This is a genomic window from Microbacterium sp. Z10_103 (genome assembly GCF_058310455.1).
The window spans coordinates 1,937,488-1,950,848 of the sequence record NZ_JBZEGK010000001.1; the positions used below are offsets into that span (position 1 = coordinate 1,937,488).

Below are 13,361 nucleotides of genomic sequence, written 5' to 3' on the forward strand. Positions count from 1 at the left end.
ACAGCCCCGGCGACGGCACACGGCGCGAAACCGGTACTCCCCCCGGAGGTAGCGGGGTTACATCGTCCGGCAGATGTGGGCACCGAGCCGCGACCGTAGCGTCACAGTCATCCACCGACGATCGGAGCATCATGTCCACCGAGCTCATCCGCCCCCGGGCCGCCACGGCGGCACTCCTGGTCTTCGCCGCGGTCGTCGCGACGGCGATCGCCCTCACCGCCGTGGCGTTGGGCGCCCTCGCGCTGGGCGCCGACAGCACGTTCGCGCCCCTGCAACCGGGGCCCTACCTCGCCTTCGGCATCGCCGGCGTGCTCGCCGGTATCGCGGGGTGGGTGCTGGTCGTCCGTTGCGTGCGCCGATCCGCGCGGCTCCTGCGGGTCCTCGTGCCGGTGCTCGTGCTCGTGTCGTTCATCCCCGACGTGCTGCTGCTCGTCGGCGGTTTCATCCCGGGCACCAGCGTGCTCGGCGTGCTCGCCCTGATGCTCATGCACCTCGTGGTCGCGGCGATCGCGGTGGTCACCGGGCAGCGGATCGCGCCGGCGCGCTCGCCCGGTCACCCGTGATGACGCGCGGGCGGTCCCGAGAACCGAATCGCGACGAGCCGATCACCGGCGTGCCGACGGCACAGAGGTCGCCCTCTCAGCCGAGAGGTGAAGGCGAAGCCTGGGGATAACGACGGATGCTCCAGACGGTCGGGGTGTTACCGTGACCGTCGCCCCGGGCCGAGGGGCGGCGCGGGCGAGGGCAGATCCTCGCGCCCGCGCCGACATCTCTTCAGACGGGAAACACACACGTTGACCATGACCAACACATCGGATGAGATCCTGTTCACGAGACGGACCGATGCGCTCAACGTCGATCCGCGAACGCGGTTCACCGGTATTCCGCTGAGCCTCACCGGGAAAGAGTCGCTGTGACTCCCGCACGTTCGATTCGCCTGCTGCCTCCGACGGCCGCTGCCGACAGCGACCTGGTGCACCTCGTCACAGCACTGACCAACGACGTCTACGCGGCCGCAGAAGTCGGGATGTGGCACCCCGGCACGCCTCGCACCGATCACGACGAGATCGCGGCAGCCGTGGGCGCCGGGGAGATCCTCGCCGCATACGCAGACGAGCGACTCGTCGGTGTCGTTCGGACGGCCGTCGCCGACGGGGTTGGCTGGCTCGGCATGCTCGCCGTCGACTCCGGTGTCCGAGGGGCCGGGATCGGGCGGGGGCTGGTCGATGCGGCCGAAGACCTCGCCCGCGACGCTGCAGCGAGCGCCATGCAGATCGAGGTCCTCACTCCGCTCGACGGCAGCAACGCATCGAAGGCCGAGCTTGACCGCTGGTACCGGCGACTGGGTTACGAGCACATACGCGACGACGAGCTCGCCGCGCACCACGCCACGCTCGGCGCTCTGCTCGCCACCCCGAGCGTTCTCCGGGTCTACGAGAAGTCCCTGCTCTAGCCGAGGCTTCTCCTCCGGCCAGGCCGCCCGAGCGAGATCCGACGCCGAATACGGGATGCTGCGATGCCGTGATGGGAGTCCGGCCGCGGCCCCGGATCGTCGTGCGCCGGGAGGCCGAGACGCGGCGGTCCCCGGGTCGCGGGGCGTGCGGCTCGCGTGCACGAACAACAAGAGCCCGGCCGATGGCCGGGCTCTTGTTAAGTGACAGCTGTCTCGCGACATATGAGACGCATGTCGCGAGACATCACAATGGGTGGACCTGAGGGGACTCGAACCCCTGACCCCCTCGATGCGAACGAGGTGCGCTACCAGCTGCGCCACAGGCCCCTGAACCTCCGCTACATTATCACGGCGGCAGAGGCTCCCCGCGCCGCTCGGCAGCTCCGCGCGAGGGCTACTGGCCGACGGCGCGACGCGTGAGCAGGTCGCGCACGTGCGCCTCGATCTCGGCATCGTCGACGTAGCCCATGCGGGTGAACTCCGACGCACGGGCGACGCGTGCCTCGTCGATCGACGGCGGCTGATTCTGCTGGGCCAGATCGCGGATCGCCTCTTCCCGCGCGGCGACCCGGAGGGCTTCGCGGGCCTCCTGGGCGTCGAGCACGGCTGCCGCGCGTGAGCCGCTGGACGAGGCGAGCGGCTTCGGCAGCTCCCGCGGCGTCCACGCCGCGGACCGCGGGCGACCGACAGCAAGGTCGGGCATGGCGGGCGCGACGCGCTCGGTCGCGGCGACGGGCCTCTCGCGAACCGCTCCGCGCGAGGCGACGCGGGACATCCGGATAAGCACCACGGCAGACAGCAGGAACATTCCGCCGCCGGCCCACAGCAGCACGGAGGTCGCGGCGGACAGGAACTGCCACACCCCGACGCCGGCGGCGGCGAGTGCGGCAACGGCGAGGACGGTGGTGGTCAACCGCATCCGTCGTCGTGCACGTGCGCGGCGGAGGGCCGGGCGCTCGCGCACGGCTGCGCGCTCAGCGCGTGCCGCGGCGACGGCTTCGGCCTGGGCGGCACGGGCGAGCTCGCGCTCGGTGGCGCTCTCCTCCTTGGCAGCCTCCAGGGCGGCTCGTGCCACGGCGAGGTCCGCCTGTTCCCGCTCGGCCTGAGCGCGGCGGGCGAGACGTTGCTGGGCGAGGGCGGTGCGTGCGTTCAGCTCGAGCCTCACCTCGCGGGGAGTCTCACTGGTCTCGGCGAGCACCCGCAGCGCCTGATTCAGGCGAACGGCGTTACGCTCGGATGAGGTGTACTGGTAGCGGCTGGCCCAGGAGGGCAGCAAATACACGAGCCAGAGCGCGACGGCGACGGCGACGATCACGCCACCGCCCAACACCTGCCCGCCCATGCGCCTAACGGTATGCGACCGGGCCGTTTTTCCCCGCGCACCGCGCGCGCGTGTCGTCGCACAGTGCGGATGCATCGCGGCCCGTCAGGTCGAGGAAAACCGCGGCGGAACCGCACCCGATCGTCGCCCCAGAGATGAGCCCGGGTTTCAGGCCGGGAGTCGGTCGGACGGCGGCACGGTCGCCGCATCCGGCGGGACCCGCCCGCTCACCCAGCGCGCCAGCACCCCGTCGGGAACCTCTTCGCGCACCAGCGCAAAGGCGTAGTGGTCGCGCCAGTCGCCGTTGATGTGGATGTAGCGGCGCCGGAGTCCCTCGTACCGGAACCCGAGCTTCTCCACCACGCGGAGGCTCGCCACGTTTTCGGGGCGGATGCAGATCTCCATGCGGTGCAAGCGCAGTTCGTCGAAGCACACGTCCGTGGCGAGCGCCACCGACGTCGGGGTGATCCCGCGTCCAGCGAACCGTTCGCTGACCCAGTATCCGATCGTCGCCGACGCCAGCGACCCACGCGCGATGCCCCACACGTTGAGCTGGCCGGCTACTTCCCCGTCGTACTCCATGACGAAGGGAACGCCCGCGCCGTCGCGGTGCTGCTGCAGAAGCCGGCGGATGCCGAGCCGCATGTCGAACGACACGGGTCCGTCCGGGCTCGTCGCCTCCCACGGCCGAAGCCATCCGCGATTCGACAGGAGCTCGTTCTGAAGCGCTCGGGCGTCGCGGGGGCGCACGAGCCGAATGGAGATCGGCCCGTGTCGTCGCGGGATCGACAGGTCCATCCCACTCCCTCGATCTAGCAGCGTCAAAGACCCGCCGCGAACTCCTTGAACCAGGGACGCAGCTCCGGACCCAGGTCTTCGCGGTCCGCCGCCAGCTGCACGATGGCCTTGATGTAGTCCACCTTATCTCCGGTGTCGTACCGGCGACCGCGGAAGATCACGCCGTAGACCCCGCCCCCGTCGCCCGCACCCTGGGCGAGTTCCTGCAGCGCGTCGGTGAGCTGGATCTCGCCGCCCTTGCCCGGCTCGGTGTGCTCAAGGATCTCGAAGACGTCAGGACCGAGGACGTACCGTCCGATGATCGCGAGATTCGACGGCGCATCCTCGGCCGCGGGCTTCTCCACGAGCTGGGTGACCTTCACGACATCGTCTTCGTCGGTCGGCTCGACGGCTGCCACCCCGTACATGTGGATGGATGCGGGGTCCACCTCCATGAGGGCGATGACGGTGGCGCCTCGGCCGTCGTACTCCTCGAGCATCTTCGACAGGAGCGCGTCGCGCTCGTCGATGAGGTCATCGCCGAGCAGCACCGCGAAGGGGTGGTCGCCGACGTGGGCCTTGGCGCGCAGCACCGCGTGACCGAGCCCCTTCGGTTCCCCCTGGCGCACCATGTGGATATCGGCCAGGTCGGAGGAGTGCTCCACCTTGGCGAGTTTGTCCTCGTCGCCCTTCGCCCGGAGCTTCTGCTCCAGCTCGGGCATCGCGTCGAAGTGGTTCGCGATGTTGTTCTTGTTGCGGCCGAGGATGATGAGCACGTCGTCGATACCCGCAGCGACGGCCTCTTCGACGACGTACTGGATGGCTGGCTTGTCCACGACCGGCAGCATCTCCTTCGGCATCGCCTTTGTGGCGGGAAGGAAGCGCGTGCCGAGTCCGGCGGCGGGGATGACGGCCTTGAAGGGCTTATGCGACATGAACACAGGTTAGCGGGATGCGTGTGAACAACGCGTGAAGCATCCACCTCCCGCCTGTAGGCCGGCCCTTCGCCGGCGGCACTCCGGCGCCCGCCTAGAATCGACAGCATGTCGGACACCATCGAGCAGGCCAAGCGCGCACTGCGCGCCGACCTGCGCGAGCGACGGCAGATGATGTCCGATGCCGCCCGCGAGCACGCCGCGGAGGGCATCCGCGCGCAGCTGGATGACCTCGTCGCGCGGGTCGGCGCCCGGTCGGTGTCGTGCTTCCTGTCGACTCCGACCGAACCCGGCACCCGCGGGTTCGTCGACGCGGCCGTGCGCCGCGGCATCCGCGTGCTCCTTCCGATCACCCGTGCCGACGGTCTCCTCGACTGGGCGGTCGCTGTCCCGGGCGGTGACATCACCGACGGACTGCTCGGGATGCCCGAGCCGGTCGGCGAGGTGCTCGGCCCGATCGCCGTCAACGACGTCGATCTGCTGGTCATCCCCGCGGCGGCCGTCGACCGCACCGGGATGCGGCTGGGCTGGGGCCGTGGCTACTTCGACAAGACGATCGGCTCGATGGAGAACTGCCCGCCCGTGTACGCGGTGGTCTTCGATTCGGAACTCCTCGACGACGTCCCGCGCGACGTGCACGACCAGCCGGTCACCGGCATCGTGACGCCGACCCGCACCCTCACCTTCTCCCCCGCGTCCCGCTGAACTCTAGGAGCCCCATGCCCACCTACGCGTATGCCTGCAAACAATGCGGCCACCGCTTCGACGCGGTGCAGTCCTTCGCCGAGCCCACCTTGAGCGTGTGCCCGGAGTGCGGAGGTGCATTGCGCAAGGAGTACGGGTCGATCGGCGTCACCTTCAACGGCTCCGGCTTCTACCGCACCGATTCGCGCGCGGCCGAGAAGAAGAGCTCCGACAGCTCCACCTCCAGCAGTTCCGAAAGCGCAAGTGGTAGCGCAGCGTCCTCCTCATCGGCATCGTCGGGCAAGAGCAGCCCGGCCGCCTCGGCCTCGTCTGACTCATGACACTCCCCCCGGAAAAGGAGAAGCCCATGATCAGAGGATTCAAGGAGTTCATTCTCCGCGGAAACGTCGTCGACCTGGCCGTCGCCGTCGTCATTGGTAGCGCGTTCACCGCCATCGTCAACGCCGTCGTCACCTCGATCATCAATCCCCTGGTGGCGCTGTTCTATCAAGCGGATGCGGCGGGCCAGTTCGGTCCGACCTTCACAGGCATCTACGGCCAGGAAGTCACCTTCCCACTCGGTTCGCTCCTCAGCGCCGTCATCAGCTTCTTCGCGGTCGCTGCGGTCGTCTACTTCGTGTTCGTCTACCCGATGAACCGCATCAAGGAGCGCGCCGCCGCGCGCGCCGGCATCAGCGAAGCGGCCGACGAGCCGAAGCTTCCCACTGAGCAGGAGCTTCTCGTCCAGATCCGCGACCTGCTCGAGACGCAGCGGTCGGGCGCCACGGCCCGCTGAGCCTTCCCTCCACCCCGAGCGGTTCGGGAGGAGATGGCGCTTCGGAGGACGGTTCAGGGCTTTACGACCCTCCGCACTGCACATCTCCTCCCCAGCTGCCCGCCCGGGCCGCTTCGGTCGGCAACTCGCCCGCAGCAGCCACCCCATGCCCGAGCGGTTCGGGAGGAGATGGCGCTTCGGGAGGATGCTCCAGGGCTTTACGACCCTCCGCACTGCACATCTCCTCCCCAGCCGCCCGCCCGGGCCGCTTCGGTCGGCGACGTCGCCCGCAGCGACCGCCACGCCCGAGCACTTCGGGAGGAGAAGTCACTTAGGGAGGACGTTTCAGGGCAATACGGCCCTCCGCACTGCACATCTCCTCCCCAGCTGCCCGCCCGGACCGCTTCGGTCGGCAACTCGCCCGCAGCGACCACCGCGCCCCGAGCGGCTCGGGAGGAGAAGTCACTTACGGAGGACGGTTCAAGGCAATACGGCCCTCCGCACTGCACATCTCCTCCGCAAGTGCACGCACGCACGCCTACCCACCCGCCCGGGGTGAGCACGCCACGCCCGCACGCACGCCCGCCCGCACGCACGCCCGCCCGCCCGCCGCACGCCCGCCTCAGTAATGCGGGGGGACGTCCCGCCGAAGTTGCTCGTCATTGGGTCCGCGCACCGGAACCGTGGATGCTGCGCCCGCGACCTCCGCGGATTCCTCAGCCGGCTCGTCCGCGGGCACCGGCTCGGGTGCGGTGCCGGGCGCTGGTGTCAGCTTCGCCCGGCGCGCGCCGGGGACGCGTTCGATCCGCTGGCGGTCAGTCGGGGACATCGATGGGCTGCGTCGCCGCGTCGGCGGTCGGCCCGTCCGGCTGCACCCCGAGGAGCGCGGCGATGCGAGCGGCGACCGACGCCGGGTCGCTGTACAGGTCGAAGGCGTGCACGCGGACGTAGTGCCACCCCAGGCGCCGCAGCGTCTGCGGGCGGAGGCGCAGGGTCTCGCGCAGGGAATCAGCGGCGGTCTCCGGGTCGGATTCGGCCACGACCGCCTTGCCGCCGTGCTGGGCGACGAGGGGCAGAAGACCGCGGTAGTGCACGTCGACCGCGAGGCCAAGGCGCCGCAATTCCCGGGCCAGGGCCAGGGTGAGCGGGTCGGCGAGGTCCTCGAGTCGCGCGTCGCGCCCGCGGGCGGCGAGGCCGCCGAGGATGCTCATCAGCGTGGCCGCGCCGTGCTCGAGCCGGCCGTCGTCGAAGGCCGATGGGCGGATGGAGGAGACGATGACCATCGACCGGCGCGCGCGGGTCATGCCCACGGTGAGCAGCCGCTCCCCGTCGGGGGTGGACAGGTCGCCGAAGTCGCTGAGGACCCGGCCGTGCTTGGTGAGACCGAATCCGAGCGAGAAGATGACGCGGTCACGGCTTTCGGCGACCGATTCCTCCAGCGTCAGCACGGCGAACGGCTCCGCGGTGTCGCGGGAGACGAAGTCGGCCACATCCGATCGGCCGGCGAACGCCGACTCCACGGCGGCACGGACGCGCTCGGCGTGGCGGGCGCTGGCGGTGACGACCATGAGCGACTCGGCGCCGCGGTTGACGGCGTGCTCGACGACGAGCGTCACGACACGCGCGACCTCGGCGTCGGGGCTCTCGACGGCCCCGGTGATGGGGTCGGGGGCGCCGGTTCCGCCTTCGACGTAGTCCACGCTCAGGCTGCCCCGGCCGAGGTACGACCCCGCCCACGGCAGCGACACGATCTCGCCGCCGTAGAACGCGTCGTTGACAAGCTCGGCGAGGTCTTCGCCGCCGGCGCGGTAGCTGCGGGTCAGGGTCGCGACCGGAAGAAGCTCCGCGAGCCGCTCGAACACCGAGACGCTGTCGAACGGCACCTCGTCTTCGCCGTCATCCGGGGTGAGCGTCGCGCTGACACGGAAGGCCGTGGGCTTCTGCGTGACCGGGTCGCCGAACAGCACGACCTGACGTGCCCGGCGGATGGCGGGCACGGCCTCCGCGAGGCACAGGGCCGCAGCATCCGCGATGATGACGACGTCGAACGGCCGCTCGTCGGGGATCTCCGGCACTTCGTACGGGGATGCCAGCCACACCGGCGCGAGCGTGTTCAGCAGCGTCGGGGCGGCATCGGCGAGTTCGCGCGGGGTGTTGAGTCCCCGCTTGAGCGCGTCCTTCAGGGCCGTGGCTTCAGCGGCCTCATCGACGATCCCGATGCGCCACTGCTTGGCGAGGTGGGCGGCGAGGAGGGGCCCGGATGCCGCGGCATGGGCCTCATCGACGAGACGGAAGTCGCGCTCCAGACGGTCGACGACCGTGGTGTTGGCTCCGAGGAGGGCACGGTCGGTGCGGAGGAAGTGCTCCAGCGCCGACTGCCACCACGCGAATTCGAGCTCCTGCCCGACGCGATCCTCGGGGACGTGGCGCACCGACAGCTCAACGAGAAGCGACTCCAGGCCGAGCTGCGCGAGCTCGGAGCGCAGCTTGGCGCGCTCGACGAGGTTGTCGAAGAATTCGGATTCGGCGGCGAGGCCGGCAAGGGTCCGCACCAGGCGCTGCACGGGAAGGGAGGCGAGTCGCTCCGAGCCGTCGCGGCCGAGGATCGCGTCCAGTTCGCTCAGCTCCGCGTCGACGCGCTGCCAGGCGACGGAGACGTCGGCGAGCCCGAGCGGAACCTCGGGGGTGACGCCGGCCTCGACGACGCGCTGCCACTCGGTGCGCTGCTGCTGGATGCGCACCAGCGCCTCGTACATGTCGGGGACGTGCACGCCCGGGCGCACGTACTCCTTCGACAGGCGCTTGAGCCGACGCCGATTGGGGCCGCTCATCGTGGGCGCGTCACGGCGCGGCGCGTGCGCCTGGATGAGCTCGAGCAGCGGGCGCTCGAACACCGTCGGGCTGAACCGGTCGAGCGAGTCGCGGATGCCCCGCAGCAGCCGGAGGTACTGGCCGAGTTCGGAGATCGTGTGGAACGGGCGCATGCGCGTCTGAGCGATGAGCTCGTATCCGCGCTCGAGCAGCCCCGACACGTCCTGTCGATGCAGCTTGCCCGCGAGCTTGTGCGCGGCGCGCGCATCCTCGGTGCGGGTGAACGACACCCCGTACCAAGGCGAGTCGTCGGGGCCGAAACGGAACTCTCCGAGCCGCGCGGCTGCGGCGAGCGCCGCGGATGCCTCGGCGCGGCGTCCTGCGAGCCGCTCCAGGGTGGCGAGGTCGAACCGCGCGCTCGTGGAGGGCGCGGGGGCGAGCCCGGCGATCTTGGTGAGCGCACCGAGGGTCTCGAGCACGGAGACGCCGAGCGCGGGATGCTCCGCCGTGACCGCCCCGCGATAGTCGCGCAGCACGGTGCGCAGTCGCACCAGCGCGTCGTCGATCTCGGCGACCTTGGGCTGCTCGGCCTTCTCATTGCGCCCGATGGCACGGATGAGGTCACGCCGGAGGTGCGTCGGCGAGACCGCGAGACCGGGGAGTCCGATGCCCGCGAGGCGATGCCGGATCCCCTCGAGCGTCGAGCGACGCGCGCTCACGACGAGGACGCGCTTGCCCGACTGCACGAGCTGCCCGACCGCGTTGATGACGGTCTGCGTCCCGCCGGTGCCGGGAAGCGTGTGCACCGCGAGCGAGTGCCCGGCGGCGATCCGTGCGAGCACGGCCTCCTGCTCGGCATCCGCGTCCAGAAGAAGAGTGTCGGATGCGGGAGAGCGCTCATCCGCGCTCGTCACCACCGGATCAGCCCGGCGCACCGACAGCCGGGCGCGGTCGTCCGGGTGTCCGGCGAGTGCGTTCAGCACCAGGTGGTCGAGGTCGACGGTGTCGCGCGCCATCGCCGAACCCACGTCGGCGAACGACGAGATCACCAGACGCGGGTGCACGACGAAGGTCGGGAGGTGCCGGGTCAGCGCGCGCAGGTGGTCGATGACCGGCTGCGGCTTGAAGACCCCCTGGTCGTAGGCGAGCCCCGCCAGGGCGGTGCTATCGAGCGGAATGCCGAAGTGGCCGCGGAAGGCGCGCGCCAGCTCGGGGTTCATGAAGAACGTGCCGTGGAGCTTGAGCTCGAAGTCGCCGTGGTGCCGGCGGATGGCCAGCGGCCGGAGAAGGACCGGCGCAGACCAGGTCACTCCCCCGATCTTCCACTCCGCGAGCCCGACGGCCAGGTGCACCGGCTCGATGCCGCGCGCGGTGCGCAGCTCGACGTTCTTCGCGGTGATCCGCTCGGCGGCCAGACGCGCCGACCGCAGCGCGACCTCGTCGCGGAAGAGGTTCGACAGCAGCGTCGAGCGGCCGGTGATGAACTGCGGCAGGCTGCCGGGGTGGGCCTTGGTGATGTCGATGCCCGCGTCGGTGGCGTCGTCGAAGCGCAGCAGCGTCGAGCGTCCGCCCAGCGTCGCCGCTTCCGCGCGCAGCCGATCCCGTTCGGGGTCGGCGACGTGCCGTACGCTCACACCGGGCTCCGCCACACCCAGGTCTCCAGGGTTCACGGATGCGGCGTCTCTGTCCTCTTCGCCGACCACGGCGTTATATTCACCTCGCCACACACGAGCCACAGTAGGCGCGGGTACCCCCGGTACGCCGCATCCCGCGCGGGTTTCGGGCGATTCGCAGACACGCCGGGCCATCGGGCCTTCCTCCCCAGGGGTGGCACGGGCGCCATTCGCTCACAGGTCGTCGTCGCGCAGCCCGCACCGCGGGTGTGCGCGGCCAGGATGTCAGCATGACCCGATACACCACCGCCGTTCACGACACCCCCGTCGGCGACGTGCTCCTCACGTTCGCCGACGAGCGGCTGGCGAACCTGCGCGTCGTGCACGACGATCTCGCCGCCGCGCGTGAGAGCCTCGTGCGCCTTCTCGGTACGCAGCCCGAGGAAGACCGGGATGCTGCCGCCGGAGTCGCCCGGCAGCTCGATGAGTACTTCGACGGCGCGCGCCGCGACTTCGACGTGCCGCTGGACTGGGGCTTCACCCGCGGGTTCGGGCGCGCCGCCCTGCAGGCCGTCTGCGAGATCCCGTACGGCGAGACCGCGGCCTATGGCGAGGTCGCGATCCGGGCCGGCTCCCCCGGCGCGGCACGGGCGGTCGGCACGGCGTGCGCCACGAGCCCGTTCTCGATCATCGTGCCCGTGCACCGCGTGGTCCGCTCCGACGGGTCGATCGGTGAGTACGGCGGGCATCCGGAGGTGAAGGAGTACCTCCTCCGCCTCGAACAGGAGTCGGGCGCGTAGGCCGCCCCGGCACGAGCCGAGGCCCCGGGAACGCCGTCCCCGGGGCCTCGGTCCTCGCAGGATCTAGTGCGAGGTGGCCTTCTCCGCCCCGAAGCCGGTGAGGGAGCGCACATCCATCTCCGCCGCCTTCTTCGGGTCTTCGCTGCCCTTCTTCGAGGTCATGGTGCCGAGCCAGCCGAGGAAGAACCCGAGCGGGATCGACACGATGCCCGGGTTGTTGAACGGCCAGATCGCCACGCCCGTGTCACGGAAGACGCTCGTGGGCGTGCCCCAGAACACCGGCGACAGCACGATGAGGATGACCGCGGCAGCGAGCCCCCCGTACATGCTCCACACCGCGCCGCGCGTGGTGAACCGGCGCCAGAACAGCGAGTAGAGGATCGTCGGCAGGTTCGCCGACGCCGCCACCGCGAAGGCGAGCGCCACGAGGAACGCGACGTTCTGCCCCTGCACCCCGATGCCGCCGAGGACGGCGAGGACGCCGATCACGACCACCGTGCGACGGGCGACCTTCACCTCACCATCGGGCGGCACGTTGCCCTTCTTCACGACGTTCGCGTAGATGTCGTGCGCGAACGACGCCGCCGCCGTGATCGTGAGACCTGCGACAACCGCGAGGATCGTGGCGAAGGCAACCGCCGAGATGAAGCCGAGGAGGATGGGCCCGCCCAGCTGCAGGGCGAGCAGCGGTGCGGCCGAGTTCACCCCGCCGGGCGCCGCGGCGATCGTCTCCGCTCCGACCAGCGCGCCGGCACCGTAGCCGAGCACCAGGGTGAGCAGGTAGAAGAGGCCGATCAGCCAGATCGCCCACACCACCGACCGGCGTGCTTCCTTCGCGGTGGGCACCGTGTAGAAGCGCATCAGCACGTGCGGGAGGCCGGCCGTTCCGAGCACCAGCGCCAGGGCGAGCGAGACGAAGTCCCACGGGTTGGCGCCGTACTGCAGGCCGGGGCCGAGGATGGCCTCACCGTTCGCCGAATTATCGACCGCGGCCCCGAGCAGCGTGTTGAGGTTGAAGCCGTGGATCGCCAGGACCCAGATGGTCATGACCAGCGCGCCGCCGATGAGGAGGAACGCCTTGACGATCTGCACCCAGGTGGTGCCCTTCATCCCGCCGACGAGCACGTAGACGATCATGAGGAGGCCGACGACGGCGACGACGATCGACTGTCCGAGTGTGTCGCTGATGCCCAGCAGCAGGGAGACGAGCCCGCCGGCGCCGGCCATCTGAGCCAGCAGATAGAAGAAGCACACCGCGAGGGTCGTGATGGCCGCAGCCATCCGCACGGGGCGCTGCTTCAGGCGGAACGACAGCACGTCGGCCATCGTGAACTTGCCGGTGTTGCGCATGAGCTCGGCCACGAGCAGCAGCGCGACGAGCCAGGCGACGAGGAAGCCGATCGAGTACAGGAAGCCGTCGTACCCGTTGATGGCGATCGCGCCGCAGATCCCGAGGAAGGACGCCGCCGACAGGTAGTCGCCCGAGATGGCGAACCCGTTCTGCGGCCCGGTGAAGGAGCGCCCGGCCGCGTAGTAGTCGGCCGCCGTCTTGTTGTTGCGGCTGGCGCGGATGACGATGAACAGCGTCACCGCGACGAACGCCCCGAAGATCGAGATGTTCAGGATCGGGTTGTTCTCCACCGTCTCCGCGGCGGCGTGTACGACATCGGCCATCGGCTGCTGAGCGAGCGAAGTGAGATGACGCATCATGACTGTCCCCCTTCAGCGCGCTCCAGGTCTTCCCGCAGCTCCGCGCTGAGCGGGTCGAGCTTGCGGTTGGCGTACCAGACGTACGCCATGGTGATCGCGAACGTCGTCACGAACTGGCCGAGCCCGAACAGCAGGCCCACCGTGATGTCGCCCGCGACGCGCTGCGACATGAAGTCCCGCGCGAAGGACGAGAGCAGGACGTAGACGAAGTACCAGACGAGGAACGCGATCGCGAGGGGAAACACGAAGCTGCGCTGGCGCCGCTTCAGTTCGCGAAACGGTGGGGACTCCTCGACCGCGATGTAGTCGATGGCGCCTGGGGCGGCATCGGTACGCGGATCGGACATGTGGCCTCCTTGCCTCATGGGCCCGGAGCACCGGCGGGCTCCGGAATGCGGGATGTCTGGGCGCCGCGGTGGTGCCCGGTGATATGGTCGACGCTACGAAGGCGGCGACGTGGCCGTCACCCCCGGAAGTAGGTA

13 protein-coding genes and 1 tRNA gene are annotated in these 13,361 nt (G+C 70.2%); 6 read left to right on the forward strand and 8 right to left on the reverse strand.

From position 1 onward, the window contains the following. Positions 1-131: 131 nt before the first annotated feature. On the forward strand, positions 132-563 hold the full coding sequence (locus tag AC4FS2_RS09375) for a DUF6069 family protein (RefSeq protein ID WP_491151860.1): 432 nt from the start codon (positions 132-134) through the stop codon (positions 561-563). Positions 564-913: 350 nt separating this feature from the next. Further along, positions 914-1,453 (forward strand): GNAT family N-acetyltransferase, encoded by a 540-nt coding sequence (locus AC4FS2_RS09380; RefSeq protein WP_491151858.1) that lies wholly within the window; start codon positions 914-916, stop codon positions 1,451-1,453. Positions 1,454-1,707: 254 nt separating this feature from the next. Here the strand turns inward: AC4FS2_RS09380 and AC4FS2_RS09385 are convergent. From AC4FS2_RS09385 to galU, 4 genes are all read right to left on the reverse strand, one after another. Then, positions 1,708-1,780 (reverse strand) — tRNA-Ala (locus AC4FS2_RS09385). Positions 1,781-1,847: 67 nt separating this feature from the next. Then, complete coding sequence (locus tag AC4FS2_RS09390) at positions 1,848-2,795, reverse strand: large exoprotein (protein WP_491151856.1); 948 nt, start codon at positions 2,793-2,795, stop codon at positions 1,848-1,850. A gap of 147 nt (positions 2,796-2,942) precedes the next feature. Further along, positions 2,943-3,572 (reverse strand): GNAT family N-acetyltransferase, encoded by a 630-nt coding sequence (locus AC4FS2_RS09395; RefSeq protein WP_491151854.1) that lies wholly within the window; start codon positions 3,570-3,572, stop codon positions 2,943-2,945. 23 nt (positions 3,573-3,595) lie between these two features. After that, positions 3,596-4,486 carry a UTP--glucose-1-phosphate uridylyltransferase GalU gene (gene galU, locus AC4FS2_RS09400; RefSeq protein WP_491151852.1) on the reverse strand — a complete coding sequence of 297 codons (891 nt, stop codon included), beginning with the start codon at positions 4,484-4,486 and terminating at the stop codon, positions 3,596-3,598. Between the two features lie 108 nt (positions 4,487-4,594). On the opposite strand from galU, the gene AC4FS2_RS09405 reads away from it, so the two are divergent. Genes AC4FS2_RS09405 through mscL form a run of 3 tightly spaced genes read left to right on the forward strand, consistent with a single transcriptional unit; the run spans position 4,595 to position 5,966 of the window. Continuing rightward, on the forward strand, positions 4,595-5,191 hold the full coding sequence (locus AC4FS2_RS09405; RefSeq protein WP_491151851.1) for a 5-formyltetrahydrofolate cyclo-ligase: 597 nt from the start codon (positions 4,595-4,597) through the stop codon (positions 5,189-5,191). 14 nt (positions 5,192-5,205) lie between these two features. Further along, positions 5,206-5,511, forward strand: a complete 306-nt coding sequence (locus AC4FS2_RS09410; protein ID WP_491151849.1) for an FmdB family zinc ribbon protein — start codon at positions 5,206-5,208, stop codon at positions 5,509-5,511. A gap of 26 nt (positions 5,512-5,537) precedes the next feature. Continuing rightward, a complete protein-coding gene (mscL, locus tag AC4FS2_RS09415; protein WP_491151848.1) occupies positions 5,538-5,966 on the forward strand; it encodes a large conductance mechanosensitive channel protein MscL in 429 nt (142 codons plus the stop codon). 601 nt (positions 5,967-6,567) lie between these two features. Here the strand turns inward: mscL and AC4FS2_RS09420 are convergent. Together AC4FS2_RS09420 and AC4FS2_RS09425 are read right to left on the reverse strand one after the other, a co-directional pair. After that, on the reverse strand, positions 6,568-6,774 hold the full coding sequence (locus AC4FS2_RS09420; protein ID WP_491151846.1) for a hypothetical protein: 207 nt from the start codon (positions 6,772-6,774) through the stop codon (positions 6,568-6,570). Then, positions 6,761-10,459, reverse strand: coding sequence for an AAA family ATPase (locus tag AC4FS2_RS09425; RefSeq protein ID WP_491151844.1), 3,699 nt, complete (start codon positions 10,457-10,459; stop codon positions 6,761-6,763). Before AC4FS2_RS09425 ends, AC4FS2_RS09420 begins: the two co-directional genes overlap by 14 nt. Positions 10,460-10,659: 200 nt before the next feature. On the opposite strand from AC4FS2_RS09425, the gene AC4FS2_RS09430 reads away from it, so the two are divergent. Continuing rightward, entirely contained in the window at positions 10,660-11,169 is a 510-nt protein-coding gene (locus AC4FS2_RS09430) for a methylated-DNA--[protein]-cysteine S-methyltransferase (RefSeq protein WP_491151842.1), read from the forward strand. A gap of 63 nt (positions 11,170-11,232) precedes the next feature. Here AC4FS2_RS09430 and AC4FS2_RS09435 read toward each other — a convergent pair whose 3' ends face one another. Both AC4FS2_RS09435 and AC4FS2_RS09440 read right to left on the reverse strand, forming a co-directional pair. Next, the gene (locus AC4FS2_RS09435) at positions 11,233-12,843 is read right to left on the reverse strand and encodes a monocarboxylic acid transporter (RefSeq protein WP_491155610.1); all 1,611 of its coding nucleotides are present in this window, start codon (positions 12,841-12,843) and stop codon (positions 11,233-11,235) included. 32 nt (positions 12,844-12,875) lie between these two features. Next, positions 12,876-13,226 carry a DUF485 domain-containing protein gene (locus tag AC4FS2_RS09440; protein ID WP_491151840.1) on the reverse strand — a complete coding sequence of 117 codons (351 nt, stop codon included), beginning with the start codon at positions 13,224-13,226 and terminating at the stop codon, positions 12,876-12,878. Positions 13,227-13,361: the final 135 nt, after the last annotated feature.

What these genes read in the sequence shown, in the direction of transcription:
- AC4FS2_RS09375 (WP_491151860.1), top strand. Translation starts at nt 132, where the DNA reads ATGTCCACCGAGCTCATCCGCCCCCGGGCCGCCACGGCGGCACTCCTG.
- AC4FS2_RS09390 (WP_491151856.1), bottom strand. Translation starts at nt 2,795, where the DNA reads ATGGGCGGGCAGGTGTTGGGCGGTGGCGTGATCGTCGCCGTCGCCGTC.
- AC4FS2_RS09395 (WP_491151854.1), bottom strand. Translation starts at nt 3,572, where the DNA reads ATGGACCTGTCGATCCCGCGACGACACGGGCCGATCTCCATTCGGCTC.
- galU (WP_491151852.1), bottom strand. Translation starts at nt 4,486, where the DNA reads ATGTCGCATAAGCCCTTCAAGGCCGTCATCCCCGCCGCCGGACTCGGC.
- AC4FS2_RS09405 (WP_491151851.1), top strand. Translation starts at nt 4,595, where the DNA reads ATGTCGGACACCATCGAGCAGGCCAAGCGCGCACTGCGCGCCGACCTG.
- AC4FS2_RS09410 (WP_491151849.1), top strand. Translation starts at nt 5,206, where the DNA reads ATGCCCACCTACGCGTATGCCTGCAAACAATGCGGCCACCGCTTCGAC.
- mscL (WP_491151848.1), top strand. Translation starts at nt 5,538, where the DNA reads ATGATCAGAGGATTCAAGGAGTTCATTCTCCGCGGAAACGTCGTCGAC.
- AC4FS2_RS09420 (WP_491151846.1), bottom strand. Translation starts at nt 6,774, where the DNA reads ATGTCCCCGACTGACCGCCAGCGGATCGAACGCGTCCCCGGCGCGCGC.
- AC4FS2_RS09430 (WP_491151842.1), top strand. Translation starts at nt 10,660, where the DNA reads ATGACCCGATACACCACCGCCGTTCACGACACCCCCGTCGGCGACGTG.
- AC4FS2_RS09435 (WP_491155610.1), bottom strand. Translation starts at nt 12,843, where the DNA reads ATGGCCGATGTCGTACACGCCGCCGCGGAGACGGTGGAGAACAACCCG.
- AC4FS2_RS09440 (WP_491151840.1), bottom strand. Translation starts at nt 13,226, where the DNA reads ATGTCCGATCCGCGTACCGATGCCGCCCCAGGCGCCATCGACTACATC.